This window comes from Paraburkholderia kirstenboschensis, assembly GCF_032806925.1.
GTDB classification, from domain to species: Bacteria; Pseudomonadota; Gammaproteobacteria; order Burkholderiales; family Burkholderiaceae; genus Paraburkholderia; species Paraburkholderia kirstenboschensis.
On the sequence record NZ_CP136512.1, the window covers coordinates 679774 to 705339 of the forward strand.

22 protein-coding genes and 3 pseudogenes are annotated in these 25566 nt (G+C 62.8%); 9 read left to right on the plus strand and 16 right to left on the minus strand.

The window, feature by feature from the left end; genetic code table 11:
- Positions 1 to 135: 135 nt before the first annotated feature.
- From RW095_RS11745 to RW095_RS11790, 10 genes and pseudogenes are all read right to left on the minus strand, one after another.
- Positions 136 to 1014: an ABC transporter permease gene (locus RW095_RS11745; protein ID WP_317019208.1), complete on the minus strand. Its 879-nt coding sequence runs from the start codon at positions 1012 to 1014 to the stop codon at positions 136 to 138.
- A pseudogene (locus RW095_RS11750) lies at positions 1011 to 1849 on the minus strand (ABC transporter ATP-binding protein). Before RW095_RS11750 ends, RW095_RS11745 begins: the two are co-directional and overlap by 4 nt.
- An 84-nt stretch (positions 1850 to 1933) precedes the next feature.
- Entirely contained in the window at positions 1934 to 2986 is a 1053-nt protein-coding gene (locus tag RW095_RS11755) for an ABC transporter substrate-binding protein (RefSeq protein WP_317019209.1), read from the minus strand.
- 76 nt (positions 2987 to 3062) lie between these two features.
- A complete protein-coding gene (locus RW095_RS11760) occupies positions 3063 to 3971 on the minus strand; it encodes a TauD/TfdA dioxygenase family protein (RefSeq protein ID WP_088175904.1) in 909 nt (302 codons plus the stop codon).
- Positions 3972 to 4143: 172 nt separating this feature from the next.
- Positions 4144 to 4722, minus strand: coding sequence for a c-type cytochrome (locus RW095_RS11765; protein ID WP_317019210.1), 579 nt, complete (start codon positions 4720 to 4722; stop codon positions 4144 to 4146).
- Complete coding sequence (soxC, locus tag RW095_RS11770; RefSeq protein ID WP_317019211.1) at positions 4715 to 5992, minus strand: sulfite dehydrogenase; 1278 nt, start codon at positions 5990 to 5992, stop codon at positions 4715 to 4717. Before soxC ends, RW095_RS11765 begins: the two co-directional genes overlap by 8 nt.
- A 107-nt stretch (positions 5993 to 6099) precedes the next feature.
- Positions 6100 to 7443 (minus strand): ATP-binding protein, encoded by a 1344-nt coding sequence (locus RW095_RS11775; RefSeq protein WP_317019212.1) that lies wholly within the window; start codon positions 7441 to 7443, stop codon positions 6100 to 6102.
- On the minus strand, positions 7440 to 8180 hold the full coding sequence (locus tag RW095_RS11780; protein WP_128591602.1) for a response regulator: 741 nt from the start codon (positions 8178 to 8180) through the stop codon (positions 7440 to 7442). The genes RW095_RS11775 and RW095_RS11780 overlap by 4 nt, the downstream gene beginning before the upstream one ends.
- 126 nt (positions 8181 to 8306) lie before the next feature.
- Positions 8307 to 8678 carry a GFA family protein gene (locus RW095_RS11785; RefSeq protein ID WP_128591604.1) on the minus strand — a complete coding sequence of 124 codons (372 nt, stop codon included), beginning with the start codon at positions 8676 to 8678 and terminating at the stop codon, positions 8307 to 8309.
- 178 nt (positions 8679 to 8856) lie between these two features.
- Positions 8857 to 9884: pseudogene (locus tag RW095_RS11790) on the minus strand (alpha/beta fold hydrolase).
- Positions 9885 to 10220: 336 nt separating this feature from the next.
- Here RW095_RS11790 and RW095_RS11795 point away from each other — a divergent pair.
- From RW095_RS11795 to RW095_RS11810, 4 genes and pseudogenes are all read left to right on the plus strand, one after another.
- Positions 10221 to 10451, plus strand: coding sequence for a DUF4148 domain-containing protein (locus tag RW095_RS11795; protein ID WP_128597623.1), 231 nt, complete (start codon positions 10221 to 10223; stop codon positions 10449 to 10451).
- A gap of 54 nt (positions 10452 to 10505) precedes the next feature.
- Positions 10506 to 10922, plus strand: a complete 417-nt coding sequence (locus tag RW095_RS11800) for an organic hydroperoxide resistance protein (RefSeq protein WP_317019213.1) — start codon at positions 10506 to 10508, stop codon at positions 10920 to 10922.
- Positions 10923 to 11048: 126 nt separating this feature from the next.
- Positions 11049 to 11975 (plus strand): LysR family transcriptional regulator, encoded by a 927-nt coding sequence (locus RW095_RS11805; RefSeq protein WP_317019214.1) that lies wholly within the window; start codon positions 11049 to 11051, stop codon positions 11973 to 11975.
- A gap of 107 nt (positions 11976 to 12082) precedes the next feature.
- Positions 12083 to 13359 (plus strand): annotated as a pseudogene (locus tag RW095_RS11810) (MFS transporter).
- Positions 13360 to 13430: 71 nt separating this feature from the next.
- On the opposite strand, the gene RW095_RS11815 reads toward RW095_RS11810, so the two are convergent.
- From RW095_RS11815 to RW095_RS11835, 5 genes are all read right to left on the minus strand, one after another.
- A complete protein-coding gene (locus tag RW095_RS11815) occupies positions 13431 to 13769 on the minus strand; it encodes a DUF190 domain-containing protein (protein WP_128597614.1) in 339 nt (112 codons plus the stop codon).
- Positions 13770 to 13801: 32 nt separating this feature from the next.
- Positions 13802 to 14572, minus strand: coding sequence for a protein-L-isoaspartate(D-aspartate) O-methyltransferase (locus RW095_RS11820; RefSeq protein WP_317019215.1), 771 nt, complete (start codon positions 14570 to 14572; stop codon positions 13802 to 13804).
- 172 nt (positions 14573 to 14744) lie between these two features.
- On the minus strand, positions 14745 to 15191 hold the full coding sequence (locus tag RW095_RS11825) for an SRPBCC family protein (protein ID WP_317019216.1): 447 nt from the start codon (positions 15189 to 15191) through the stop codon (positions 14745 to 14747).
- A 334-nt stretch (positions 15192 to 15525) separates the two neighbouring features.
- Positions 15526 to 15834, minus strand: coding sequence for a hypothetical protein (locus RW095_RS11830; RefSeq protein WP_128587774.1), 309 nt, complete (start codon positions 15832 to 15834; stop codon positions 15526 to 15528).
- 404 nt (positions 15835 to 16238) lie between these two features.
- The gene (locus tag RW095_RS11835) at positions 16239 to 17300 is read right to left on the minus strand and encodes a DMT family transporter (protein ID WP_317019217.1); all 1062 of its coding nucleotides are present in this window, start codon (positions 17298 to 17300) and stop codon (positions 16239 to 16241) included.
- A 40-nt stretch (positions 17301 to 17340) separates the two neighbouring features.
- Between RW095_RS11835 and RW095_RS11840 the strand changes: the two genes are divergently transcribed.
- The 4 genes from RW095_RS11840 (at position 17341) to RW095_RS11855 (ending at position 20832) form a co-directional block, all read left to right on the plus strand.
- Positions 17341 to 17817 (plus strand): FMN-dependent NADH-azoreductase, encoded by a 477-nt coding sequence (locus RW095_RS11840; protein WP_317019218.1) that lies wholly within the window; start codon positions 17341 to 17343, stop codon positions 17815 to 17817.
- A 142-nt stretch (positions 17818 to 17959) separates the two neighbouring features.
- Positions 17960 to 18877, plus strand: a complete 918-nt coding sequence (locus tag RW095_RS11845) for a LysR substrate-binding domain-containing protein (RefSeq protein WP_317019219.1) — start codon at positions 17960 to 17962, stop codon at positions 18875 to 18877.
- 95 nt (positions 18878 to 18972) lie between these two features.
- The gene (locus tag RW095_RS11850; protein WP_317019220.1) at positions 18973 to 19368 is read left to right on the plus strand and encodes a DUF6232 family protein; all 396 of its coding nucleotides are present in this window, start codon (positions 18973 to 18975) and stop codon (positions 19366 to 19368) included.
- 372 nt (positions 19369 to 19740) lie between these two features.
- Positions 19741 to 20832 carry a hypothetical protein gene (locus tag RW095_RS11855; protein ID WP_317019221.1) on the plus strand — a complete coding sequence of 364 codons (1092 nt, stop codon included), beginning with the start codon at positions 19741 to 19743 and terminating at the stop codon, positions 20830 to 20832.
- A gap of 104 nt (positions 20833 to 20936) precedes the next feature.
- Here RW095_RS11855 and RW095_RS11860 read toward each other — a convergent pair whose 3' ends face one another.
- Positions 20937 to 23390 carry a glycogen/starch/alpha-glucan phosphorylase gene (locus RW095_RS11860; protein ID WP_317019222.1) on the minus strand — a complete coding sequence of 818 codons (2454 nt, stop codon included), beginning with the start codon at positions 23388 to 23390 and terminating at the stop codon, positions 20937 to 20939.
- A 768-nt stretch (positions 23391 to 24158) separates the two neighbouring features.
- Here RW095_RS11860 and RW095_RS11865 point away from each other — a divergent pair.
- Entirely contained in the window at positions 24159 to 25526 is a 1368-nt protein-coding gene (locus RW095_RS11865; RefSeq protein ID WP_317019828.1) for an MFS transporter, read from the plus strand.
- Positions 25527 to 25566 lie beyond the last annotated feature (40 nt).

Consider the following 25566-nt stretch of genomic DNA (forward strand, 5'->3'; position numbering starts at 1 on the left):
CCGAGGAAAGAAATGATCCGCGAAAAAGGGCAACCCGAAGTCGCCCAAAAGGTTCCTCACCGGTGCACGGTGCGCGCTTGCACCTTGGCCTATTGACGGCACCACCGCGCCAGAGGATCACGACAACTGCCGTGATTACTGCTGCACCCCCCAGCGCCGCACCGTAACCCGCTCCAGCGTATCGAACACCAGGTGCTCGATCAGCAGTCCGATCACAATCACCGCAGCGAGCCCCGCGAATACGCGGTCTGTGTAAAGCTCATTGCGGTTCTGAAAGATGTACCAGCCAAGTCCGCCGTTGCCCGAACTCGCGCCGAACACCAGTTCTGCTGCAATCAGCGTGCGCCAGGCAAATGCCCAGCCCACACGCAAGCCCGCGAGAATCGACGGCAACGCGGCCGGCACGAGAATCAGCAATACATGCCGCATTCCCGTCAGGCCATAGTTGCGTCCGGTCATGCGCAGCGTGGCCGGCACCGATTGAAAGCCGGAAAACGTGTTGAGCGCAAGCGGCCACAGCACGGAGTGCACGAGCACGAACAACAGGCTGCCCGTGCCAAGGCCGAACCATAGCAACGCAATTGGCAACAGCGCGATGGAAGGCAAGGGGTTGAACATCGCGGTCAGCATCGACAGTAAATCGCGGCCCACGCGCGTGGACACCGCAAGCGATGTCAGCACGAACGCAAGCGCCGCGCCGAGCAGATAACCGCGCAGCAGTACCGACATCGACACGGCCGTCTTCTGCAGCAATTCGCCGGACCACACGCCCTGCACGAATGCGCTGAACGTCGCGCCGAACGTGGGCAGCAGCAGATCGTTGTTGACCATGCGCGCCGCAATTTCCCATGCAGCGATCAGCACCAGCGCAATCAGCGTCTTGCGTAACCAGGTTTGCGCGAAGACGCGCTTGCCGAGCGGCAGCGGCGCTTCGAGAACAAGTTCACCGAGCGGTTCGAGCGGGCGTTCGTATTCGTCGCGAACCGGCGGCAACAACGTAGCGGGCGAACTCATTGCACTGCCTCCGTCTCGTCGAACAACAGATGATGAATACGTGCGACGCTGCGCTGGAAATCGCTGCGCCCAAAGCTGTCCTGTGAATACTGATGACTGTTCAACTCCGCACGCACACGGCCTGGATGAGGCGACAGCAACAGGATGCGGTTGCCCACCACGAGCGCCTCTTCGATTGAATGCGTGACGAAGAGCAGCGTGAAATTCACTTCTTCCCACAGGCGCAGCAATTCCTCCTGCATCTTGCGGCGCGTCAATGCGTCGAGCGCGGCAAACGGTTCGTCCATCAGCAGCACGCGCGGCTGCATGGCGAGTGCTCGCGCGATGGCCACGCGCTGCTTCATTCCGCCCGACAACGTATGCGGATAAGCGTTCGCAAACGCGGCGAGGCCGACTTTCTCCAGATAATGCAGAGCACGCTCGTTGGCCTCCGCGCGAGAGAGCTTCTTCGCGACGCGCAGCGGAAAGGCCACGTTTTGCAGCACTGTCTTCCACGGCGGTAACTGGTCGAACTCCTGGAACACGACAATGCGGTCGGCGCCCGGGCCGCGCACGATCTGGCCGTCGAGCGAAATGGTGCCCGACGCCGGCTCGATGAAGCCGCCCACCGCCTTGAGCAGCGTCGACTTGCCGCAACCCGACGGTCCGAGCAGCACGAAGCGGTCGCCGCCTAGACGTCGAAGCTGACGTCGTGCGTCGCGCGGACGATGCGCTCGCGCGTCCGGTATTCCAGGCTGACATTCTCCACCGCGAGCAGCTTTTCGCTGACGACGGGGCCGCTGCGCCCGGTGCGCTCGGTGCGGTCTGGAAAGAGAAGCGTAGGATTAGCCACCATCGGATCGCTCCCAAGATGTGGATTGCGCGGACCCGTCAGGCACTCGCTGCACTCCGTCGATGTTAAAAGCGCGGCGCGTCATGTTCAGCTGCCTGCGGCCGTTGCGGGGTCGTCGAAGAAATAGTCTTTCCACGACTTCGGTTCGTTTTTGATCGCACCCACGCGATACATGAATTGCGCGAGCCCCAATGTGTTTTGCGGCGCGATCTTGAACTCCACTTGGGGATTCCTGATGATCTTCAGCAGTAGCGCACGGTCGATTTTCGATTTGTTCGTGCGCACATAGATGTCGGCCGCAGCCTCCGGGTTTGCGGCGATGAATCGAGACGCGTCGCCCAGTGCATCGACAAAAGCGCGGTAAGTCTTCGGATTGCCGTCGCGGAATTTTTCGGTCGCGTAGAGCACCGTTGCCGAACTCGGCCCGCCGAGCACATCGTACGAATTCAGCACGATATGCGCCTTCGGGTTCGCTGCGAGTTCCTGATCCTGAAACGGCGGATTGCCGAAATGTCCGCTGATTTCCGTGCCGCCCGCAATGATCGCCGCCGCCGCGTCAGGATGCGGCAGTGCCTGAGTGTATTTGTCGAGGCGGTTGTATTCCTTATCGCCCCACCGCTTCGCCACAGCATATTGCAACACGCGCGACTGCACCGACACATTCACTGCGGGAACGGCGATGCGGTCTTTAGCGCCGAAATCGGCGATGGTCTTGACGTCAGGATTGTTACTCACCAGGTAGTACGGCAGATTGCCGAGCGAAGCCACGCCCTTCACATTCTGCTTCCCGTGCGTGCGGTCCCAGATGGTCAGCAACGGGCCCACACCGGCGCCTGCAATGTCCACCGCGCCTGACAGCAATGCGTCGTTGACGGCTGCCCCGCCGGAGAGTTGCACCCAATCCACCTTGATATCGAGGCCCTGCTTGCGGCCCTCCTTCTCGACGAACTGCTGATCGCGCGCAACGTTCAACAGCAGATAGACAATGCCGAATTGCTCGGCGATACGGATCTGCCCTTCGGCTCGAGCAGGCGCGGCTGCGCTCATGCCAGCCGCGCCCACAGACACGGCGAGCAACGTTGCAGCGAAAGGGCGGGCAAGCGACGACCGCGCGGCGGTCGAGTGAAACCTGGCAAACATCGGAACTCCGGTCGGCGAGAGGTGTGAATTGTTTGAGTTGTCTGCTATAGCGGTACGCTCGGCGCGCCGGGCGTTATCAGAACGGCACATCGCCTTCAATCGTCGTGCGATAAAGCTTGCGACGCAGATGGTCAGGCGTGCCCGCCGCGAGGTGCATCAACGAGCGGTTGTCCCAGAACACCATGTCGTGCTCGGCCCAGCGGTGCCGGTACACATGCTCGGCACGCACGCTATGGGCGAAGATTTCGTCGAGTAATTGCCTGCTCTCGTCTTCCGGTAAGCCAATCACGCGCGTCGTGAAGTGTTCGCTCACGAACAGCGCTTTGCGCCCGGTCTCAGGATGCGTGCGCACGATCGGATGGACCACCGGCTTCACTTGCGCGATCTGCTCGGCCGAGAGATTCGGCCGCCACGGGCTGCGTTTTTGCAACTCGGCGTATTTCGCGAGATACGTGTGCTCTGCGGAACGGCCTTCCACCGCGCTGCGCAGATGCGCGGGCAACGTGTCCCACGCAAGGTGCATGTTGGCGAACAGCGTGTCGCCGCCTTCGGCCGGCAATTCCTGCGCGTGCAACAACGAGCCGAGGCTCGGTTTTTCCTTGTACGACAGGTCCGAATGCCAGTAGTGGCCGGCGTCGCCAAGACCGATTGGCTGCCCGTTTTCGACGATGTTCGACACCACCAGCACTTCCGGATAGCCAGGCAACTGGAACTGGTGCAGCACGTGAATCTGCAGCGGACCGAAGCGGCGGCTAAATGCAATCTGCTCGTCGGGTGTGATCCGCTGATCGCGGAACACCAGCACATGATGGTCGAGATGCGCGCGGTGAATGCGCGCGAAGTTTTGCGGGCTGAGCGGCTTGCTGAGATCGAGCCCGAGCACTTCGGCGCCGACGGGGCCGTCGAAAGCGCGAATCTCGATGTGCTGATCGGCAATGGCGCCGCCGGCGTCGTGCGCGGCGGTGGGAGCAAAGGCTGTTGTCACGGGAAACTCTTCGTATCTGTTCGCGGAACGCCGTACAGGCGCAGTCAGATGAATGTACCGGCGCACGCGCGCGAGGACAACGAAGCAAATCCGATACGGTTATCTGCTGGAGTGATAAACCCGATGTTTTAACGCGCGAGAGCCCCGCGCGGGCGTGTGTTTGCGCTGTGCGTCACAGTCGTCCGGGACGCGGATCGGGCACGAAACCGTCGCGATTGGGCATCGCGACGCGCGGTAGCGAAGCCGCGTCCAGCCGCGTATCGGCGGGAACGATGCCGTTGCGGTTCAGCAGGAATGCACTGACGGCATAGACCTCGTCGGCGGAAAGGGATTCGGGCGCGTTGTAGGGCATCGCACGGCGGATATAGTCGAAGAGTGTCGTTGCGTAAGGCCAGTAGCTGCCTACGGTGCGCCTTGGCTTTGCGCTCGCCAACGTGCCCCGGCCGCCCACCAGCGGATCGCCGAGACCGCCTTCGCCCTGCGCACCGTGGCACGCCGCACATTTCGCGGCGAACACATGCGCGCCGGTTGCAACGTCGCCGCTGCCCGCGGGCAGGCCGCGGCCGTCGGGCGCCACGTCGATGTTCCATGCGGCGATAGCCTGCTCGGTGAGCGGCGTGCCGAGATCGTGCGGTTGGCTTACATTGCGAGCATCGGGAGCAACCGATGAGCATGCAGCGAGCGCCATGATCGACACCAGCGCGACGCACGCTGAACGTACAGAAGTACCCGTTGGACGGCGCTCACGCATTGCGCACCTCGCCGCTGGCATCGACGCGCCATTGCTGGATCGCGTTGTAGTGGTACTGCGAATTCAGGCCGCGCGCGGCGACCAGTGCCGCGCGTGTGGGCTGCACGTAGCCCGTCGAATCGGTGGCGCGAGAAAGGATCGCGGACGGCGCGCCGTCCCAGCGCCAATCCGCCTCGAAGCGCGTCAGCGCGCGATCGCGTGCGACGCTGTCCAGACGCGCGAGCCGCCAGGACGCGCCGCCATCGGTCGATACTTCGACCTTGCGAATGGTGCCGCGCCCCGACCACGCAATGCCGCTGATCGGGTAATAACCATGCGTGGTGAGGCGATGCCCCGGCGACGGCCGCGTAATGACCGACTTCGCATCCATCTCGAACACGAATTGGCGCGCGCTGCCGTCCGCCAGCAGATTCGTGTATTTCGACGTCTCCTCCCGGGTTTGCAGCGGCGCGTCGACCACTTTTAGCCGCCGCAACCATTTGACGTTGGTATTGCCCTCGAATCCGGGAACGATCAACCGCAAGGGATAGCCGTTCTCGGGCCGCAAGCGTTCGCCGTTTTGCGCGTAGACCACGAGCGCGCGATCGAGTATGCGGTGAAGCGGCAGGCTGCGCGTCATGGCGGCGGCGTCCGCGCCTTCAGCGAGGAGCCATGGGCCGTCGTTAGTCTTGCCTTGCGTCGACACGCCGCCTACCTCTTCCAGCAACGTGGAAAGACGCACGCCCGTCCATTCGCAACACGACAACAAGCCGTGAGTCAGTTGCACGGGCAGACCGCTCGGACCGTTCCACTCGCTGCCGGTGTTGCCGGAACATTCGAGAAAGTGGATGCGCGACTCCGCGGGCAGCCGCAGCAGATCGTCGATTGTGAACAGCTTCGGCGTGCGCACGAGGCCATGAATCGCGAGGCGGTGCTGATCGGAATCGATGTCTGGCACGCCACCATGATGACGTTCGTAGACGAGCCCGTTGGGCGTAATGGTGCCGAAAAGATCCGCGAGCGGCGTCATCGACGAGGCCGCGCCAGGCAGCGGCCATGCGCGTGCGCTCCGGCGCACCACATCGGCCTCGCGCGGCGACGGCACGCCGTACGGATGATCGAGTACCGGCGCGCCGGGAGTGCGGCTCGACGGTGCAACTTCGAGCGGCCGCAGCAGCTCGCCTGCGGCCGCAGCTTGCGACGCAACCAGACCGCCCGCGGCGAGACGGCCCAGCAGCCGGCGGCGGCTACGCGATGGCGGCAGATCGGGCGGCGTTTTGCTTGGGGTCATTGCGGCAGCGGCGCTTCATGGAGAAGTCGACGATGCTAGCAATGCGCGCCGCCGCGGCCAAACGATCAATCGTGATATGCATTGCAGCGAACGCAGGCGTGGCCGCTCTACGCCACCGCCGCAGGCGACGCCTTCACGAGATTGCGCAACGTGAGCCTCGCCTCCAACCCGCCGCCGGCGCGATTACGGAGTTCGAGCGTTGCATCCATGGCGAGCGCCAGTTGCCGCGCGATTGCGAGCCCAAGCCCGGTTCCGCCGGTCTGACGGTTACGCGACGCTTCGAGCCGGTAGAACGGCTGGAACACTTCTTCGAGCGAATCGGCCGGAATGCCGGGGCCGCGGTCCAGCACGGCGACGCTCGCCTGTCCATCGGGCAGCATGGCAATGTCGATCTCCGCGCTGCCGCCGAACTTCAGAGCGTTATCCACCAGATTGCCGACGATGCGCCGCAACGCCTGCGGGCGCGTCATTAGCGGCATGCCGAAGCGGCCCTGCAATGACACCGCCTGACCGGCATCTACATAATCGCAAACCAGACTGTCGAACAGCGCATCCGGGTCGATACGGCACGGCAATTCCGTTGCGCCGTGCAAGGTGCGCGCATACGTGACGCCCTCTTTGACGAGCGCTTCCATTTCCTGCAAATCCTGGCGCAGTTTGATGCCTTCAGATTCCGCGTCCATCATGTCGACGCGCAAACGCATGCGCGTAATCGGCGTTTGCAGGTCGTGCGAGATGGCCGCGAGAATCTGCATGCGTTCGGTGACGTACATCGCAATGCGTTCCTGCATCGCATTGAATGCACGCGCGGCGCGCGCGACCTCGGAAGGTCCGCTTTCGCTCAGGCGCGCTGCCTTGAGATCCGGGCCGAGCGCGTCGGCGGCGACCGCCAGATCGTGCAGCGGGCGCGTGGCCGTGCGCACGGCCAGCCAGCAGCAGCCGAGCAGTACGACGAGTTGCAGCAGCAGCACGAGCGGCAACCAGCGCGATAACGGCGCACCGGACATAGGGCGCATGTCTATGGTGAGCGGCGTGCCGTCGGTGAGCTTCAAGTGAACCTGCAGCCGTTCACGGTCGCCCGGGACCGCATTCACCGTGAGCGGATAGTTCGTGCCTATGCCCTCGTCAATGGATCGAGCGACGCGCGCCGACAGATTAGCGTCCACGGGCCCGCCGCTCACGCCCGGCCCGAGCATGAATTCGTAGCTGCGCCGCGCGAGACGCGGCAGCCACTGCGCACGTTCGTTAGCGGGCAGGTGGTCGAGCAGCGCGACGGAACTCGCGACCTCACGCTCGATGTAGCCCATCATCACGTTCGTCATGGTCTGGTCGCGCTCGGTCATGGTGAGCCAGAACGACAACGCCTGCGCGGAGGCGAGCCCAACGAACAGGATCACCGTCAACCTTGCGAAGAGCGTACGCGGCCAGTGCAGCGACGAAATGAGGTTCATTGCTGATCCTCGATCGCACTGACGGACGCGGAGAACACATAGCCCTCGCTGCGCAGCGTCTTGATGTAACGCGGTTCGCGCGCGACGTCGCGCAAGCGCTGACGCAGGCGGCTCACCATCAGGTCGATAGAGCGGTCGAATTGATCCGCTTGACGGCCTTGTGTCAGATTGAGCAGTTGGTCGCGTGTCAACACACGCTGCGGATTATCCAGAAACACGCGCAGCAGACGGTATTCGGCGCCGCTTAGCGCGACCATCGTGCCCTCGGAGTCGAGCAGATGGCGCGCCGTGGTATCGAGCCGCCAATCGCCGAATTCCAGCATTTGCGCAGTCTCCGTTACCTGCATGCCGGGCGGCAGCATGCGCGCGCGGCGCAGCACGGCGCGAATGCGCGCGAGCAGTTCGCGCACGGCAAAGGGCTTCGGCAGATAGTCGTCGGCGCCCATTTCCAGACCGAGAATGCGGTCGGCTTCCTCGTTGCGCGCTGTCAGCATCAGCACGGGCACCGCGCGGAACTTGCTCGCGCGCAACTCGCGGCATAGCACGAGACCGTCTTCGCCGGGCATCATCAGATCGAGCACGATCAGGTCCGGCGCGCCTTGATCCAGAACGGCGCGCATCTGTCGTCCGTTGGCGGCGAGCGAAACGCGCATGCCGTTCTTTTCGAGGTAGCCGGCGATCAGTTCGCGGATCCCGCGATCGTCGTCGACGATCAGTACGTGGTCGATCGTGTCCATCAATGGATCATCTCTTTTGACGTTTTACCTGCACCCGGCTCGCACACAGCATTGAACACTGCACCGGATGCGCCCATTCCGCAGCCGCGCCGCCCGCGATGAACGCGATGATTGCCAGCAGCCGCCTCATGCGTCCTCCACGACGGAAAGACTGGCGCCGTCGGAAAGACCGGCATCCAGCGTATACGGATCGATGCCCTCCAGGCAACCGATATTGACGCGCCAGAGCTTCGGGTCCTTGCGCGTTTGATGAAACGGATAAATACCGCAGTGCTTGCAGAAGAAGTGCTTCGCCACGCGCGTGTTGAACTGATACAGCGTGAGCGCGTCCTCGCCTTGCGTGATCGTCAACTGATCCGCCGTGAACGGCGGGCTCATCAGCGCGCCCTTGCGGCGGCACAAGCTGCAATTGCAGCGCGCCGCGGGAGCGACAGGCGTGTTCACTTCGAATTTGACGGCCCCGCAGTGGCAGCTTCCCGTCAGTCGATCGGTGTTCATGCGGACTCTCCTGATTGTGCAATGCCTGCTTTATAGCGCGTGGCCAGCGGCGATTTATGTCGCAATGTATCCGGGCTTGCGCCTGACACATAACATTGCACCGACGCGCCTGCAGTGGCCTCACAGCGCATTCAGAATGCCGGCCAGTGAGCGCGTCGCGGTTCGGTCAGACAAAAGCTCAAAGACGGGCGGCATCGACGATCGCATCCGCGAATGCTTTAGGCGCTTCCTGCGGGAGGTTATGGCCAACGCCGCCGCCAATGTTGCGGTGCAGATACTTGCCGGTGAACTTCTTCGCGTACGCGGCCGGGTCAGGGTGCGGCGCGCCGTTGGCGTCGCCTTCCATCGTGATGGTCGGGACCGCGATTACCGGCGCCGTCGCGAGGCGCTTTTCCAGTTCGTCGTATTGCGGCTCGCCTTTCGCCCGAGACGCCAGCGGTAGTTATGAATCACTACCGCCACGTGGTCCGGGTTGTTGAACGACTCGGCGGAGCGGTCAAAGGTTGCGTCGTCGAAATCCCATTTCGGCGATGCCGTGTGCCAGATCAGCTTGTTGAAGTCGTGACGGTTCGCCTGATAACCCGCCGCGCCGCGCTCGGTAGCAAAATAGAACTGATACCACCACGCAAGCTCCGCCTTGGGCGGCAGCGGCGCGCGGTTCGCTTCCTGACTGCCGATCAGATAGCCGCTGACCGATACGAGCGCCGCGCACCGCTCGGGCCACAGCGCCGCGATGATGTTCGCGGTGCGCGCCCCCCAGTCGAAAGCGCCGAAGACCGCTTTGTCGATCTTCAACGCGTCCATCAACGCAATGATGTCGACCGCGACTACCGCTTGCTGGCCGTTGCGCGGTGTGTCTGCGGAAAGAAAGCGCGTGGAGCCATAACCGCGCAGATACGGCACGATGACGCGATAGCCCGCTGCAACCAGCAAGGGCGTGACTTCCGCGAAGCTATAAATATCGTACGGCCAGCCGTGTAGCAGGATGACGACCGGAGCGTTGCGCGGACCCTCGTCCGCATAACCGACATTCAGCACGCCGGCGTTGATCTGCCGAACATTCGCAAACGAATCCGCACGCCCTGCCATTTTCGTGCCGCTCGACTGCGCGCTCGCCACTCCGCTCAAGCCCAACTGCATCAAACCGATCCCGGCAACGGTAGTGCCGAGCAAGCGGCGGCGTCGCGTATCAATCTGGTCGGACATGCTTACTCTCCTTTATATGAGCGAGTAGCAGGAGACAGCGGGACAAACTATTAACAGACTGGCGTTGCGTCTTGCGTATGCATCTGCCGATGCGATCAGGCGAGCCGCACCGCACAGGCGGCGGCTTTGTATCGCAATGTATATGCGGCTCCACGCGATACACAGCATTGCAATAGGCCGCTTCGCTGACACAAGCCAGATACCCGCCGCCGTTCTAATGCATCAACGACGGAATACGGGCAGCGCTCCTAACGCAGTCTTGCCGGCATTGCTGCAACTGCGGCGTGCTCCCCGGTCACCGGACGCCTTTTTACTTTATCCCTTATGGAGCACGACATGAAAGTATCCACGATCGCTTTGGCTTTGGCTCTTTCCGCTACCACTCTTTCCGCTTTTGCCGCGAATCCTTCCGCGGTTGCGATGAGCAATGTGGACGCGCAGCAAACGCACCAATGGGCGCCGACGCAAAGCGCGGCGAAAAGCCGTGCCGAAGTGCGTCAGGAACTGGCTCGCGCGACGAAGAGCGGTGAGATCGCGTCACTGAACAAGCTTTATCAGGGCAGCTAAGCGTCAGACTCGAGATCAACCTGTACCCACTCATCTATTAACCGAACTTCGATCATGAACTCATCAAACAAGGTGCTGTACACCGGCAAAACCCACACCACCGGCGGACGCGATGGCGCATCGCGCAGCTCGGACGGCAGGCTCGACGTCAAGCTCGGTTCGCCCGGCGCGTCGGCGACCGGCACGAATCCGGAACAGATGCTGGCTGCGGGATGGTCCGCGTGCTTCATCGGCGCAATGGGGCTCGCTGCGAAGAAGCTGCAAGTCGCGCTGCCCGCTGACACCGCCGTCGACGCGGAAATCGATCTGGCGATGAACGACAGCGGCTATTTCCTGCAGGCGCGGCTGAACGTCAGCCTGCCCGGAATCGACCGCGAAACCGCGCAGGCGCTCACTGAGATCGCCCATCAAACGTGTCCGTACTCGAAGGCGACGCGCGGCAATATCGATGTCGTAATCGCAGTTGTTTGAAACTGCCCGCAGTAATGTAGCGTCGCGACGCCGCCACTCTTTCCGGGTGCGGCGTCGTTATATTTGCGCGGTCGTTGAAGCGATAATGCTTGCACCATCACCCCGGTCGAGCATGAGGGAATCGCCATGGACCGAATCGACGCGATGAAAGTTTTCATCGCCACGCTGGACGAAGGCAGCCTTGCGGGCGCGGCCCGCCGGCTAGGCCGCTCGCCCGCGGCCGTGAGCCGTGCGATTGCGTTCCTCGAAGCCCATACGGACACGGCGCTGCTTCATCGCACGACGCGCAGCATCAAGCTCAGCGAAGCGGGCAAGCGTTACGCGTCCGCCTGCCGGCGCATCCTGACCGACCTGGAAGAAGCTGACATGCTCGTCGCGCACGAACGCTCGGCGCCGCGCGGTCTGCTGACCGTGACAGCGCCCGTTGCCGCGGGCGAAGACCTGCTGCGGCCAATCGTCGACGAATTCATCGAACGCTTTCCCGCAGTTTCGATCCGCCTGCAATTGCTCGACCGGCCCGTGAGCCTGATCGACGAAGGTATCGACGTGGCGCTGCGCATCGCGCATCTCGCCGATTCGACGCTCGTCGCAGTCCCCGTGGACGAAGTCAGGCGCGTCGTTGCTGCTTCGCCCAGGTACGTTGCAAGGCATCCGCGCATCAAGGCTCCCGCAGATCTCGCGCAGCACCAGATCATTTCAATGACGCACTTCGGCGTCGACTCATGGACCTTTCCCACGTCGAGCGGCTCGCCGATACCTCAGGTCGTTCAGTTCACGCCGCGCTTCATGGTCAACACGATTCGTGCGGCCGTCGCCTCCGCTGTGGCCGGTCACGGCGTCACGCGCATGCTCCTGTATCACGTCGCCGAGGAGGTCAAAAAGGGATCGCTGAAAATCGTCCTGCCCGACAGTGAGCAGGCACCGCTGCCAGTTCATCTGCTCACGCCCCACGGACGGCTTTCGGTTCCCAAAGTGCGCGCATTCGTCGACTTTGCCGCGCCTCGCCTGCGCAAGCACTTCAAAATTCTCGGCAGTGTCACCGGCCCGAATTGAACCGCCTGGCGGAAGAATATCGTCCGGGTGCCGTGGATTCTCGCGCGATACGACTCAATCTAGACTGACTGGACTCAGAACCGTCGCATCATCGCGCGGAGGACCACATGAACCAGACAGCCCTCTCCCCATTCCCTTCCGGACTGCAGCCCGTGCGGCCAGGCTACGCCGAACGCAACGAAAACTACTGGCGGCGCAATCTGGTTGTCTGCGTGTTCGGTTCATTCACCACGCTAGTGAGCCTGAGCATGTTGCTGCCGTTCCTGCCGCTGTATGTGCAGCAGCTCGGCGGCTCGTCGCAGTCGGCAGTTATTGAATGGTCGGGCATCGCGTTCGGCGCGACGTTCCTCGGAACCGCCGTTACCGCACCGCTGTGGGGGCGGCTTGCGGACCGCTACGGCCGCAAGCCCATGCTGGTCCGCGCCGCTGTGGGCATGGCCGTGGTCATGTCGCTGATCGGCGTCGCGCATACAGTGCATCAACTCGTCGCGCTGAGGCTGATTGCGGGACTCGTTGGCGGTTATGCGTCCGCGTCCACCGTTATGGTCGGCACTCAGGTGCCGCGCGACCGCGCGGGCTGGGCGCTGGGGATTTTGTCGACCGGCGCGCTGGCGGGCAGTCTGATCGGCCCCTGGTCGGCGGCGTGTTGCCAGCGTGGCTCGGCATTCGCGGCACGTTTTTCGCCGGAGGAGCCATGATCGCGGTTGCGGCCCTGCTGACCATCTTCGTCGTCAAAGAAGATTTTCATCCCGCCGACGCCGCCGCCCGCAAGGCCACCAGCGCGATGCCGTCAGCCCGCCGCACGAACTACGCGATCGTCACGGCGCTCCTCGCCACCGCGATGATGGTGCTCCTCGCCAACATGTCGATCGAACCGATCATCACCGTCTACATTGGCGGGCTTGGCGTGGCGCCCGAGCACATTACGCGTATCGCCGGTGTGGTGATGGCGTGTTCCGGGCTGGGCAGCATGTTGACGGCGGCCCGGCTTGGCGCACTCGCCGACCGCATCGGCAGTTGGAACGTGATTGTCGCGTGTCTGGTCGTGACCGGCATCGCGATGATTCCACAAGCCTTCGTCACCGAATGGTGGCAACTCGGCGGCTTGCGAATGTTGATGGGCATGAGTCTCGCCGGTCTTCTGCCGGCTATCTCGAAGCTTGCAAGGCACTCCGTCGACGAAAGCAAAACCGGTCAGATGCTCGGCTATCTGCAATCCGCGCAATTCAGCGGTCAGGTCATCGGGCCGGTGATCGGCGGGCAGATCGGTGTGTACCTGGGATTGCATTCGGTGTTCTTCGTGACGGGCAGCTTGCTGATTGCCTGCGCCGGTCTCGCGCAATGGGCGCGCAAGCAGCAAGACCGCGGAATGCAAGCGCGTTAGCCAGACGGCGAACATTCATTTCGGCAAATCGCGAGCCCCCGGCATCGCTTTGTCGCGATCGGTGCGGCTCCCTAATGTGCAACTCCGCCAGTGTTGTCGTCTCCAATTACTCCGAATTCCACGGCTGTCTTCACATAGAACAGATGCACGCCCTCGGCGCGCAAGCGCTCGAACAATCTGCCCGATTCTTCGCTCGTCACCGCCATCACGATGGACAAGGGCTGATCGCCCAGTTCGAAAAAGTGCGAAGAGTGCACACGGCGATGGTGGCCGATACCCTCGCTCGCCGGTATCACGGTCGCGCCGCGCAGGCCGAGTTCGCCGGCCAGATGGATGAGCCAGTCGGCAAGCGGCTTGCCGCGATGACGCCGATCGTGCTGGGTGAAAAAAGTGATCTGGTAGCCGTTCATGTCGATGTCTCCCCGGCGCTGTGCGATGCCGTTCAAGCCACTGCGAGGAAGCGATGCCGGCTGGCGGGCTCGCCGGCGCTCATCGGGCACGGACGCCGGTCGTCCGCGCCGCCTGTGCCGACTGAGCCTCCAGGGTCGCACGGCGCTGCATCCGGTGCCGGCCACGCGTCGGCGCCTACCAGCGGCACGAAACTTACTTCGCCGAGCGAGCAACTGCGATAGTCGTCTTCGCCGCGGCGGACCAGTTTGACGAGCCGCTGATAATGCCGCTCACGGCCAACCGGCATGACGATCCTGCCGCCGATAGCCAGTTGTTTTCGCCATGCCGCTGGAATATGCGGGCCGCCCGCCGCCGCGATGATCGCGTTGTACGGCGCGTGTTCCGCGAGGCCTGTCGTGGCGTCGCCAAGATGCACGGTGACGTTGGATATATTGAGCCGCGCGAGGATGTCGCGGGCCGTGGCGACAAGCTCCGGGTGACGCTCGATTGAATAAACATGCGCGGCAATGGCCGCCGCGACGGCAGCCGCGTAGCCGGAACCGGTGCCCACGTCGAGCACGATGTCGTCGGGCTGTAGTTCCGCGGCCTCGATCATCGTCGCGACAATGGCTGGCTGGGAAATGGTCTGCTCGTTGCCGATGGGCAGGGGTCTGTCCTCGTATGCCAGAGCGCGAAGATAGTCGGGCACGAAAGCCTCGCGCGGCACGCGCCGCATCGCGGCCAACACCTGCGGATCGCGAATGCCGCGCCGGACGATCTGCCGCTCGACCATCCGCTCGCGGGCCTCGTTGAAATCGGTCATCGCCACCTCCGTCTTGAGCCGGCGCCCGCCTGGTCGCGTGCCGCGTTGCAGCAGATCGCCGCGTCGCAGCACGCTGTCCGGCTGCAAGCAACGATACGTTGCAGGCGAATGCGGGACCTGTATTCAGTCTACGCGCAGAACGCGCCGGACAAAATCGGGTGGCGTCCTGCGCTCAGTCGGCGATCTCGGGTTCGACCAGTTTCGCTAGCTGCATCAGCGATTCCTGCCAGCCGAGGTAGCACATTTCGACCGGTATGACCTCGGGCACGCCTTCCTGAAGAATCGAGATCTCGGTCCCGCACGACACCCGGCGGAACGTGATCGTCGCGGACATCTTGCCGGGCAGGTTGGGGTCGTCGAAGTGATCCGTATAGCAGATCTTCTCGGATGGCACGAGTTCGAGATACTCGCCGCCGAACGAGTGGCTATTGCCGCTACCGAAGTTGCGGAACGACATCTTGTAGGTGCCGCCCACACGCGCTTCGAAATGGTGGACCTGGCAAGTAAAGCCATACGGAGGCAGCCATTTCGCCAGCGCGTCGGGTTCGAGGAACGCCCGGTAGACCCGTTCCGCAGGCGCGCGCAATACACGGTGGAGTTTGATGGTTCCGGTAGTCATGGTCAGCCTTTTAGTTGAGAAGTTGGACACACTGTTACGACGATCCGACTACAGTGGAATCGACATGGCTCGATCGAGAAAACATGAGTGGGCACGCGGTGTGGCTGGCGGCGTCGGGCCGTCCTCATCGTGCGAGAGGCGCGCTGGTGTTTTCCAAATTATGTCCAGGCAACAAGTGACGCGCGGTGTTCATGTGCCGCATGTTCGTCGCGAAAGATGTCCAGCCACGCGTGGCACGCTGCAAGTTGGCTTGCACAGCCAATGATCGGACCATCGGCCGATGTGGCTTGAACTGCGCTAGCCGGCAAAGTGCAACGAAAGCGAACAGCGCGCGCTAGATGCGCGGCAGGTCGTCAATGCATTTTTCGATGTGGCCATCGGGAACGTCCGTGTCGATCCCGTCGTGCCCGTTGGTGTGAGCGACGGCGACGATTTTCGGCCCGAGAAAGCGCGTGCCGCCAAGCGTGAAGAGGGACCAGACGGCGTCGCCGCGACGGATCGCGGCCACGACCTGCGGCACCTCGACGATCGAAGTGGGCGACAACCAGCTACGTGTTGCCGGATCGACAGCCGCCCAGCGCACGTGCGTGATCCGGTCGGTCGAAGGGTCGATACGCACAGCGTCGATACCGAATGTAGCCATGATATTTACCCCCAAGCACCTTGGCGAAGGCCATCGCACCATGATCTTCCAACGCGTTGACCGACGCAAGCGGCAGCGCGCCGACGCTTTCGCCGTGTGTTGAATATCGACCCATGACATGTGCAAGTCGGCGGGATTCGCACTCGTCTGCCGGCTGGTGAGCATGACTCATTGTACGTTGAGGCCGTACCCGGCTATCCGGCTATTCTGCTATCCCTATCCGGCGCGACGGGAACGATCGTTGCATGCGCCCTCGCATCGAAGCATTAGATTAGATGATTCCACCGGTCGCGAAAGGCTCACGTGCCCAGCAAGCATGCATTCAGTGTCAGCTTGACGCGGAGTATCTGGAAGGGCCGCGACGAGCTCTTTACGCCCGGGGAGGCCTCTCCAGGCCGGGCGCACTAATGGCGATGGCGGTGATGAATATCGGGGAAATGGGCATGCGAATGCGTGACCGGCAGATGGACGTGCGAGTGCGTATGCGGTTCGTCGCCGGAATACGGAAAGTCGTGCTCGTGTTGATGATGTTCATCATGACGATGCCGGTGCGTGTGTTCGAGTTGCTCATGACTATGTCGATGCTCGTGTCTTTCCCGCACGTGCAGCCAGATTCCGAGTGCCATCAGAAGAGCGGCGGCTGAGAAAGACAGATCGGGCAGCGCGGGCCAGATGACGAGCGAAAGCATCACGCCGAACAGCGGCGCGACCGAAAAGTAAGCGCCGGTACGCGCCGTACCAAGATGGCGAAGAGCGACGACAAACAATACGAGGCTAACGCCGTAACCGGCCAGCCCGGTCAGCATTGCCGCCGCCACGGTTCCAGCAGACGGAAGCGAAGCGCCGGCGGCGATCGCAATCGCGAGATTCACCGGACCGGCCACGAGGCCTTTAACGCACGCGATCACCATTGCGTCGTTCGCGGCGACCTTGCGCGTGAGATTATTGTCGATGGCCCAGCACAGACACGCGCCGACAATCAGCAGTGCCCCGACGGGCATGCCCGTCGATCCCGGATGCCACGACAGAATCACGCCCCCCGCGACGATCGCCACCATGCCGAGGAAGACCTGAATGTCGACATTCTCGCGGAAAATCGCCCAGGCAATGACAGCGGTTAATACCCCTTCGAGGTTCAGTAGCAACGAACTCGTGGCCGCCGGCGTGCTCGACAGCCCTAGCATCAGCAACGCCGGACCCGCGACGCCGCCCGTTGCAATTGCCCCGAGAAGCCATGGCAACTCGCCTTTGTTGATGCGATGGCCGGTGCTGGATCGCGAGCCGGGCGAGATCAGTAAACGCCATGCGATACCTAAACCGAGCCCGGCTCCGCTGCCGAGATAAAACAGTCCCGCAAGCATGAACGGATCGACGGATCCGAGCAACTCTTTGGCCAACGGCGTGGCGGCGCCGAATAGCGCGGCGGCGGTGAGAGCGACGCATATCGCGCCTTGTCCGGATTTCACAATCTAACCTTGAATCGTTGCAAAGGGCTGTTGGGCTGGCATGCATTCGGTGACCCGTGCGCCCGATTATGAGGCATTGCGACTGTCCGACGAATTGATCGACGAACTCGACCGCGCGGATCTGATCGTGATCGGCACGCCGATGTATAACTATGGGATGCCGGCCGCGTTGAAGTCGTGGTTCGACATGGTCATCCGGATCGGCAAGACGTTCACGTTCGATCTCGCACGCGGAGACTTTCCGCTTGAGCCAGTTATGAGCGGCAAGAAGCTCGTCATTCTGAGTTCGCACGGCGAATTTGGATTCGGCCCGGGCGGCGTGCGCGAAAAGATGAATCACCTCGAAACCCACATCCTCACCTGCGCGCATTATCTTGGCGTCGAGGAAAGCCACGCGATCAGCATCGGCTACCAGGAGCTCGGCGACGCGCGACACGAGGCATCGGTCGCGGATGCTTTTGGTGCGGTACCGGTACTGGTCAGCCGACTCGCGGGATGTCACAGCGTCAACGGGTGATGCACACACGCTCACTATCCGTGGCGCTAAAGGCGCTGTTTTTGACAAAAGAGCCGCGACGAGCCCCGGGAGGCGCGCACGGCTCCTTTCGGTAGAATGCATTCACCGTAACCGGGCCGCCTTCGCATGAAGGTATTTCGCGATGCGCAAGTTGCCACCGCTCAATTCGATCCGCGCATTCGAGGCCGCAGCCCGGCATCAGAGCTTTACTGCGGCCGCCGCTGAGCTGTCCGTGACCATTACGGCGGTGAGCCATCAGATCCGGCAACTCGAGGCGCGCATCGGTCACAAACTGTTCGAAAGAACAGGCGGTGCGGTGGCGCTCACGCCGGCGGGAAGAACAATCTATCCGCTGCTGAGAGACGGCTTCGACCAGATCGCTCAGGCGTTCGAGACTGTCAATTCCCGCATCGACGAAGATTCGATCCGGATCTCGGCCACTCGTGCATTCGCGCAGCGTTGGCTGATGCCCAGGCTGGCGCGCTTCAATGCGATTCACCCGGACGTCGTGGTGCATGTCCATGGCTCCGAGAAATCCGTCGATCTACGCGCGGAAGATATCGACCTCGCGATTCGCTATGGTCCCGTCGGCGCGGACGAGCAGAGTTCCGTGATTCTGGAGGACTGCTATATCGTGGTCGCCGATCGCGGCATGTGTCCCAAAGATCGTCCGCCGGTCATTGGGGACTTCCGCAAATTTCCGTTCCTCGCGTACAGGTGGGAAAACGGCGCGCTGAATGCGCCGGACTGGTCCGCGTGGCTTGCGCTCGTCGAACACGATCAGACGGTGGGGTCCCGCATTTCCTGGTACAGCGACGAAATGCTCGCGCTCTACGCCGCCGAATGTGGTCTGGGTCCGTTGCTGTGCAGCAACGTGTTGATCGACGAAGAACTACGCACCGGGCGCCTGCGCCGGATCGAAGGCCCGTCGCTGCCAGGGTTCTCGTATCGCCTCGTGCAAACGGCGTCGACGCGTCCTAAGAAAGGACTTCGGCTTTTCACGAAATGGCTTTGCGAAGAGGCTCAGTCGTTTCGGGACAGGTCCGCCGTGACCAGCTAAGCGGTCCGCTCCCGGGCAGTGGAAGAACCGATTTCCGATCGAACTTTGAAGTCTGGTACCCTGCGCCCTTTGCAACAGCTTGCATTCAAATCTCGATGGAAAACCCTTTCAACGATCGCGGCGTGTCGGTCACGCGCAACGCGCTCTCATCCGCTGGCCAGGTCTTTCCGCTGCGTGACATTGTCAGCGTGCAGGTCGTCACCGTGCAGAAGAACAAGGTAATACCCATCACCATCTCGGTGCTGGGGCTCGTCGGCGGGATTGTCGGCGGCGTATTGCGCGCGCCCGTGGGCATCGTGTGCGGCGTGATGTTGGCGGTTGTCGGCTGGCTGACCTGGGCGACGCAGGACATCACGCATCGTCTGATGGTGCAAACGGCCAACGGGGAACGCGAGGCGCTTTCGAGCGTCGATCGCGAGTTCGTCGAGCGCGTCGGCGCCGCCGTGAACGAAGCTAAAGGCACAGCCGCTTCTGCAGCTCAGAAAGTTTAAGTAAGTCAAACTGGGCCCGCGCCCGCGGGCTCACGCAACCGCGCCGGCAATGCTCGCGTCGATATCCCCGTCGATGCAATCGGGACGCCGCCGCTGCGCGTCGAGCCGCGCTCCAGGCCTTCACACATCTTTGCAAGTGCGCGCCGGTGCGCAGGTAGAGTCGCCGCTTCTGTTATCGCGCGTTCCCTTCCGCAGGCCTCGTGATGCGGCGCATGCCGCCGCATTGCGACATTTCCGCTCGCACTGTTGGCAACCGGTAAGAGCTGGTGCATTGTGCTGGCGCATTTTTATCGCGCCATCGCCACCGCTCTTTGCGTGCAGCGGCCGTATGCATTGCCTTCGCCAGGGACCGCGCTTTTGCGAGCGTGCCCCATGTCCCTGCTTACTGTCGATGCCGCGTGCCGGAACCTGCACCGTCACTTTTCCCGTTTCACCGCTGCCGCGCTGGTGGCCGCCGGCGCGCTGTCGACGTTGAGCGGCTGCTCGGTCACATTCCCGACTCCCACGCCGCCGGCTCCGGCTGTTTCGCTGATCAACGGCGGCAAGGACGGCGTGCTGATTCCTCTCCATGTGGAACGCGCCGACGAGGATCACGCGCGTCTCGGCCTGCCGGTCGAACTGGACGGCAAACCCGTCTACGTCGCGCTCGATACTGGCACGCAAGGTGTGCGTGTATTGAAATCGGTGCTGCCGGGTTCCGACTATGCGAGCGCCGCGCCGGCCAGCACGCTGCTGCTCGCGAACGGCGCGCAGGTTTCCGGCGCGGCCGTGAAATTGCCGCTGAGCGTCGCCGGATCGAAGGCGGTACAGATCGGCGCGCAGGCAGTCGACACCGTCAGTTGCCAGGCTGCCTCAAAACACTGCGTTGCGATGGACGGCTACAGCGGCGAATTCGGCTGGGCCTTCTCGGGGCTTTTCGGCGTGGGCGCCGCGCAACCGGACGACACCTGTTGCACACAGCCGCTGCGCGCATTGGCCGGCCGCATCGGCGAGCGGTATCTGGTGCACTCGAACTTCGCGAAGCCGTATCTGCTATTGAGCCCGTCGAGCGCAATCACGAAGGACTACACGATAGTGCCGATGACCGTATCGAAAGACGGCACGATGCAATGGCCGCGAGGCTGCATCAATGTCGGCGACAAGATGACGTTCTGCGCACCGCTGGTGTTCGCCACGGCCACCACCGGCATGATCCGCATTGAAACGGATACCGCGCCTAACTGGACCGGCGACGACAGCGTGGGCAAAGTGCTGATACAGGGTAACTACAACGCGGCCGTCGGTTCGGGTAACTGGGTGCACCGCTACGATGATGCGCAAGTCACCATCGTCAAGGCGCAGCCCGGCGCGAACCGCATCGTGATCGGTCTGATGGGCATGCAGAATATCGACGTGCTGTTCGATTTTCCGCGCGCCCAGTTGGGTCTTTACGCGAGCCGGGCGGTCGAGAAGCTCACGCCTTAAATAAAGCCTCAACACGAAAAGGCCGCTCGTCGTTCAACAGACGCCCGGCCTTTTTTCTCGCCGCTGCGGGAGTCACGCCATCCGCAGCGAAACAACGCAAAAGCTCAACCTAGACTGAGCGGATCCACACGCCAGATTTCGCGCGCATATTCGCTGATCGTTCGATCCGACGAAAACTGCCCCATGCCCGCCACGTTCTCGATCGCGCTCTCGGTCCACGCGCGCTTATCGACGAAACGCGCGTCCACTTCATTCTGCGCCTTCGCAAACGCGGCGAAATCGGCAAGCACCATGTAGTGATCGCCCCAGTCCACCAGCGTGTGGAAAATATCCGAGAAGCGCAAAGGATCGTCGGGCGAAAAATAGCCGCTGCGGATCTGATCGAGGGCCATGCGCAGTTCTGCGTTCTCCTCGTACACTTGCCGCGGCCGGTAGCCGCTCGCGCGCAGGTCGTCCACTTCGTCCGCCGTGTGACCGAAGATGAAGATATTCTCGCGGCCCACGGCGTCGCAGATTTCGATGTTCGCGCCGTCCATCGTGCCAATCGTCAACGCACCGTTGAGCGCGAGCTTCATGTTCCCCGTGCCGGACGCTTCGGTACCTGCCATTGAAATCTGCTCGGACAGATCGGCGGCGGGAATGATCAGTTCCGCGACGCTCACGCCGTAGTTAGGCACGAACACCACTTTGAGGCGATCGCCGATCAGCGGATCGTGATTGACCTTCTGACTCACATCGCTGATGAGCTTGATGATCGTCTTCGCCATCCGGTAAGCGGATGCTGCCTTGCCGGCGAACATCACGACACGCGGTACCCAGTCGCGCTCCGGATTCGCGCGAATCTGGTTATAGCGCACGATTACGTGCAGCACGTTGAGCAACTGCCGCTTGTATTCGTGAATGCGCTTCACCTGCAGATCGAACAGCGCATCGGGATCGAAATGCAGCTTTGTGTGATGCGCGAGCCTCTGCACGAGACGCACTTTATTCTGCCGCTTCGCTTCACGGAATGCTTCGACGAAGCTGCTATCGCTACGTAGCTCGCGCAGCTGCTCGAGCTCGAACAGATTGCCGCGCCAATGCGTGCCGATCCGCTGATCGATCAGCGACGACAGCGACGGGCTCGCCTGCGACAGCCAGCGCCGCGGCGTAATGCCGTTGGTCACATTCGTAAAGCGGTCCGGGTAAATACGCGCGAAGTCGGCGAAGATGTCCCGCGTCATGAGTTGCGAATGCAGCTTCGACACGCCGTTCACCTTGTGGCTCGCGACAATCGCCAGATACGCCATGCGCACACGCCGCTGACCGTATTCGTCGACGAGAGAAATACGGCGGATCATCTCTGCGTCATGCCCCGAATGCTCGCTCACATGCTTCAGAAAGCCGGCATTGATCTCGAAGATGATCTCGAGATGCCGCGGCAGCAGCCTCGACAGCATCTCGACGTCCCACGTTTCGAGCGCTTCGGGCATCAGCGTGTGATTCGTGTACGAGAAAATCTGCGTGACGTGTTTCCACGCCTTGTCCCACGGCAAGTGATGCACGTCCACGAGCAGACGCATGAGTTCCGGAATCGCCAGCACGGGGTGCGTATCGTTCAGATGCACCGCGACCTTTTCGGAGAAGCGCCCGAACGTGCTGTGCGTGCGCTGATAGCGGCGAATCAGATCCTGCATGGTCGCCGAGACGAAGAAGTACTCCTGACGCAGCCGCAGCTCGCGGCCCGCCGGCGTCGAGTCGTCCGGATAGAGAAGGCGCGACACGTTCTCGGACATGTTCTTCGTGTCCACAGCATTGCGGTAGTCGCCGCGGTTGAAGGCGCCGAGGTCCAGTTCGTCGGTGGCGCGCGCGGACCATAGGCGCAGCGTGTTGGTCGCGTCGGTTGCGTAGCCCGGAATCACCGTGTCGTAAGCGGTTGCGTTCACATGCTCGGTGTCGATCCATTCGACCTGATCGCCGCGCTGCACGGTGCGGCCGCCGAAATGCACGGTGTACTTGATCTCGGGTCGCGGAAACTCCCACGGATTACCCGCGCGCAACCAGTAGTCGGGCGCCTCGACCTGCTCGCCGTTGACGATCTCCTGACGGAACATGCCGTATTCATAACGGATGCCGTAGCCGAAGCCGGGAATGCCGAGCGTCGCCATCGAATCGAGAAAACATGCAGCCAGCCGGCCGAGACCGCCATTGCCCAGCGCGGCGTCGGGCTCTATGTCGATGAGCGCGTCCATGTCGACGCCGAGGCTCGCCAGCGCTTCCTTCATCTGAGCGTGAATGCCCAACGCGAGCAACGCGTTGGTAAAGGTCCGGCCGATCAGGAACTCCATCGACAGGTAGTAGACGCGCTTCACGTCCTGCTCGTATTGCAGGCGGGTGGTTTTCATCCAGCGTGCGACGAGCCGGTCGCGCACGGCGAGCGCCGCGGCGTGCAGCCAGTCATGCGGATGCGCAGTGACGGCGTCCTTGCCGACGCCGTACATCATGCGATTGGAAATTGAGCGCCGTAGCGCGTCGACGGTACTGTTGAGCTGGTCGAATTCCAGATCGACGGCTGTCATCGAAGCCTCCGGGAAAAAACGCTGCCGCATGCGCGAACCGCACAGATGACGGACGGGAGGCGCGTGCCGGTCAGGCGGGTTAAGAATCAGAGTAGGACATTTTACGACTCCCGGATGCCGGCGAGCGCGGGTGCTGGTCACGCACATGCCATGCCCGCTTGTCTGCGCGGCCACGTACACAGTCGACCGCTTTTACGCACGCCTACGGTGTAAGGCGCGCGTAGCCGGGCACTGCACGCGTGCATCGGGCAGATCGGAGCGGTGATGCCAAAGTGTGAAGGTGCACGCTGCAAGCGTGACAGGATGCGACGCAAATCACGTGACATATGCAATTATTCTTTTTAGCTCGTAACGTTCAGACGGCCGGAGAGGTGATTGAATCTGAAGCCTCATCTGCCCGGTGCTGACGACGTGCGCATCAAGCGAGTGTGGGTACGCGATGCCGCTGCGCAACGGGCGACCGCGCACGTCTACTTGAGCACGCGTCGCGGGACTGACAGTTAGTTGCATACACATGCGATTTCATACAGCTTACAGCGTACGCGTGCGCTGCAGGATTTCCGCGACTCTGTAACAATCGCTACATTCGCCGCGCGGCGGCCTTGGGCGTTCGTCCAACAAGCGCGCGCCCTTGCAGTTTGCACAACCTTGCCACTCGCGCGCCGCATGTTCAGATACGTGCCGCGTCGACACGCACACCCGACGAGCCACACCTTGTCCGACAAGCTGAGCGCGGCATCCGCGCCGCCCTTTCCCGCGGATGCTCCGATGTCCGCCGCCAACCGCCGTGCGATGGCGGCGATCATGCTCGCCGTCGCGCTCGCGACGCTCGACACGGCGATCGCCAACACTGCACTGCCCGCCATCGCCGCCGATCTGCACGCGGCGCCCGCTGCGTCGGTGTGGATCATCAACGCTTATCAGCTCGCGATGGTCGCCACGCTGCTGCCGCTTGCCGCGCTCGGCGACATCATTGGGCATCGGCGGATTTACATTGGCGGCATTGCGCTGTTTACGCTCGCGTCGCTCGCCTGCTCGATGGCGCCCACCCTGCCGATGCTCGCCGGCGCACGCGTGCTGCAAGGCCTCGGCGCGAGCGCAATCATGAGCGTCAATACCGCGCTGATCCGCTTCCTGTATCCGCCGCACCGGCTCGGACGCGGACTCGGCACGAACGCGCTGATCGTCGGCGTGTCCTTTGCGGTGGGCCCGACGGTCGCGTCGCTGATTCTCTCGGTCGCTTCCTGGCCGTGGCTGTTCGCCGTCAACGTGCCGCTCGGCGTGCTGGCGCTGGCTTTCGCATGGCCCGCGCTGCCGCACACCGAGCGCGGCACGCACAACTTCGATCCGCTCGCCGCGCTGCTCAACGTGGTGACGTTCGCCGCGCTGATTTTTGCGCTCGGCGAAGCGGCCCAGCGCGCATCGACGCAACTCGTGCTGAGCGCCGCTGCCGTTGCCGTGGTCTTCGGCCTGCTGCTGATTCGCCGTGAAGCCGGGCACCCGGCGCCTATGCTGCCGGTCGATCTCTTCAAGCGGCCCGTGTTCGCGCTGTCGGCGGTGACCGCCGTGTGTTCGTTCGCCGCACAAGGCCTGGCGTTCGTCTCGCTGCCCTTCTATTTCGAGGATGTACTGCACCGCAGCCAGGTTGAAACCGGCTTTCTGATGACGCCGTGGCCGGTCGTCGTCGCGTTGGCAGCGCCGCTCGCTGGCAGATTGTCGGACCGCTATCCGCCCGGCCTGCTCGGCGCCGTCGGGCTCGCGGTGATGTCGGCGGGCATGGCCTCGCTCGCGCTGCTGCCGGTGCATCCGCATGTACTCGATATCGGCATCCGCATGGCGATCTGCGGCGCGGGTTTCGGCTTTTTTCAATCGCCGAATCTGAAGGCGTTGATGGCGAGCGCGCCGCCCGAGCGCAGCGGCGGAGCGAGCGGCATCGTCGCGACGGCGCGGCTGCTCGGCCAGACTACCGGCGCGGCGCTGGTCGCGTTGAGTTTCGGGATCGCGGGCCGGCATGGGCCGACGCTCGCGCTCGGCGCCGGCGCCTTCTTCGCAGGCGCGGCGAGTCTGGCGAGCGGATTGCGGCTCCTCGCGCCGTCGCATCGGGCGGGCGTGCATGTGAAAGCGTCGGGGAAATAAAAACGGGCGCGCTATCGGGCAGCGCGCCCGTTCCCGTCAA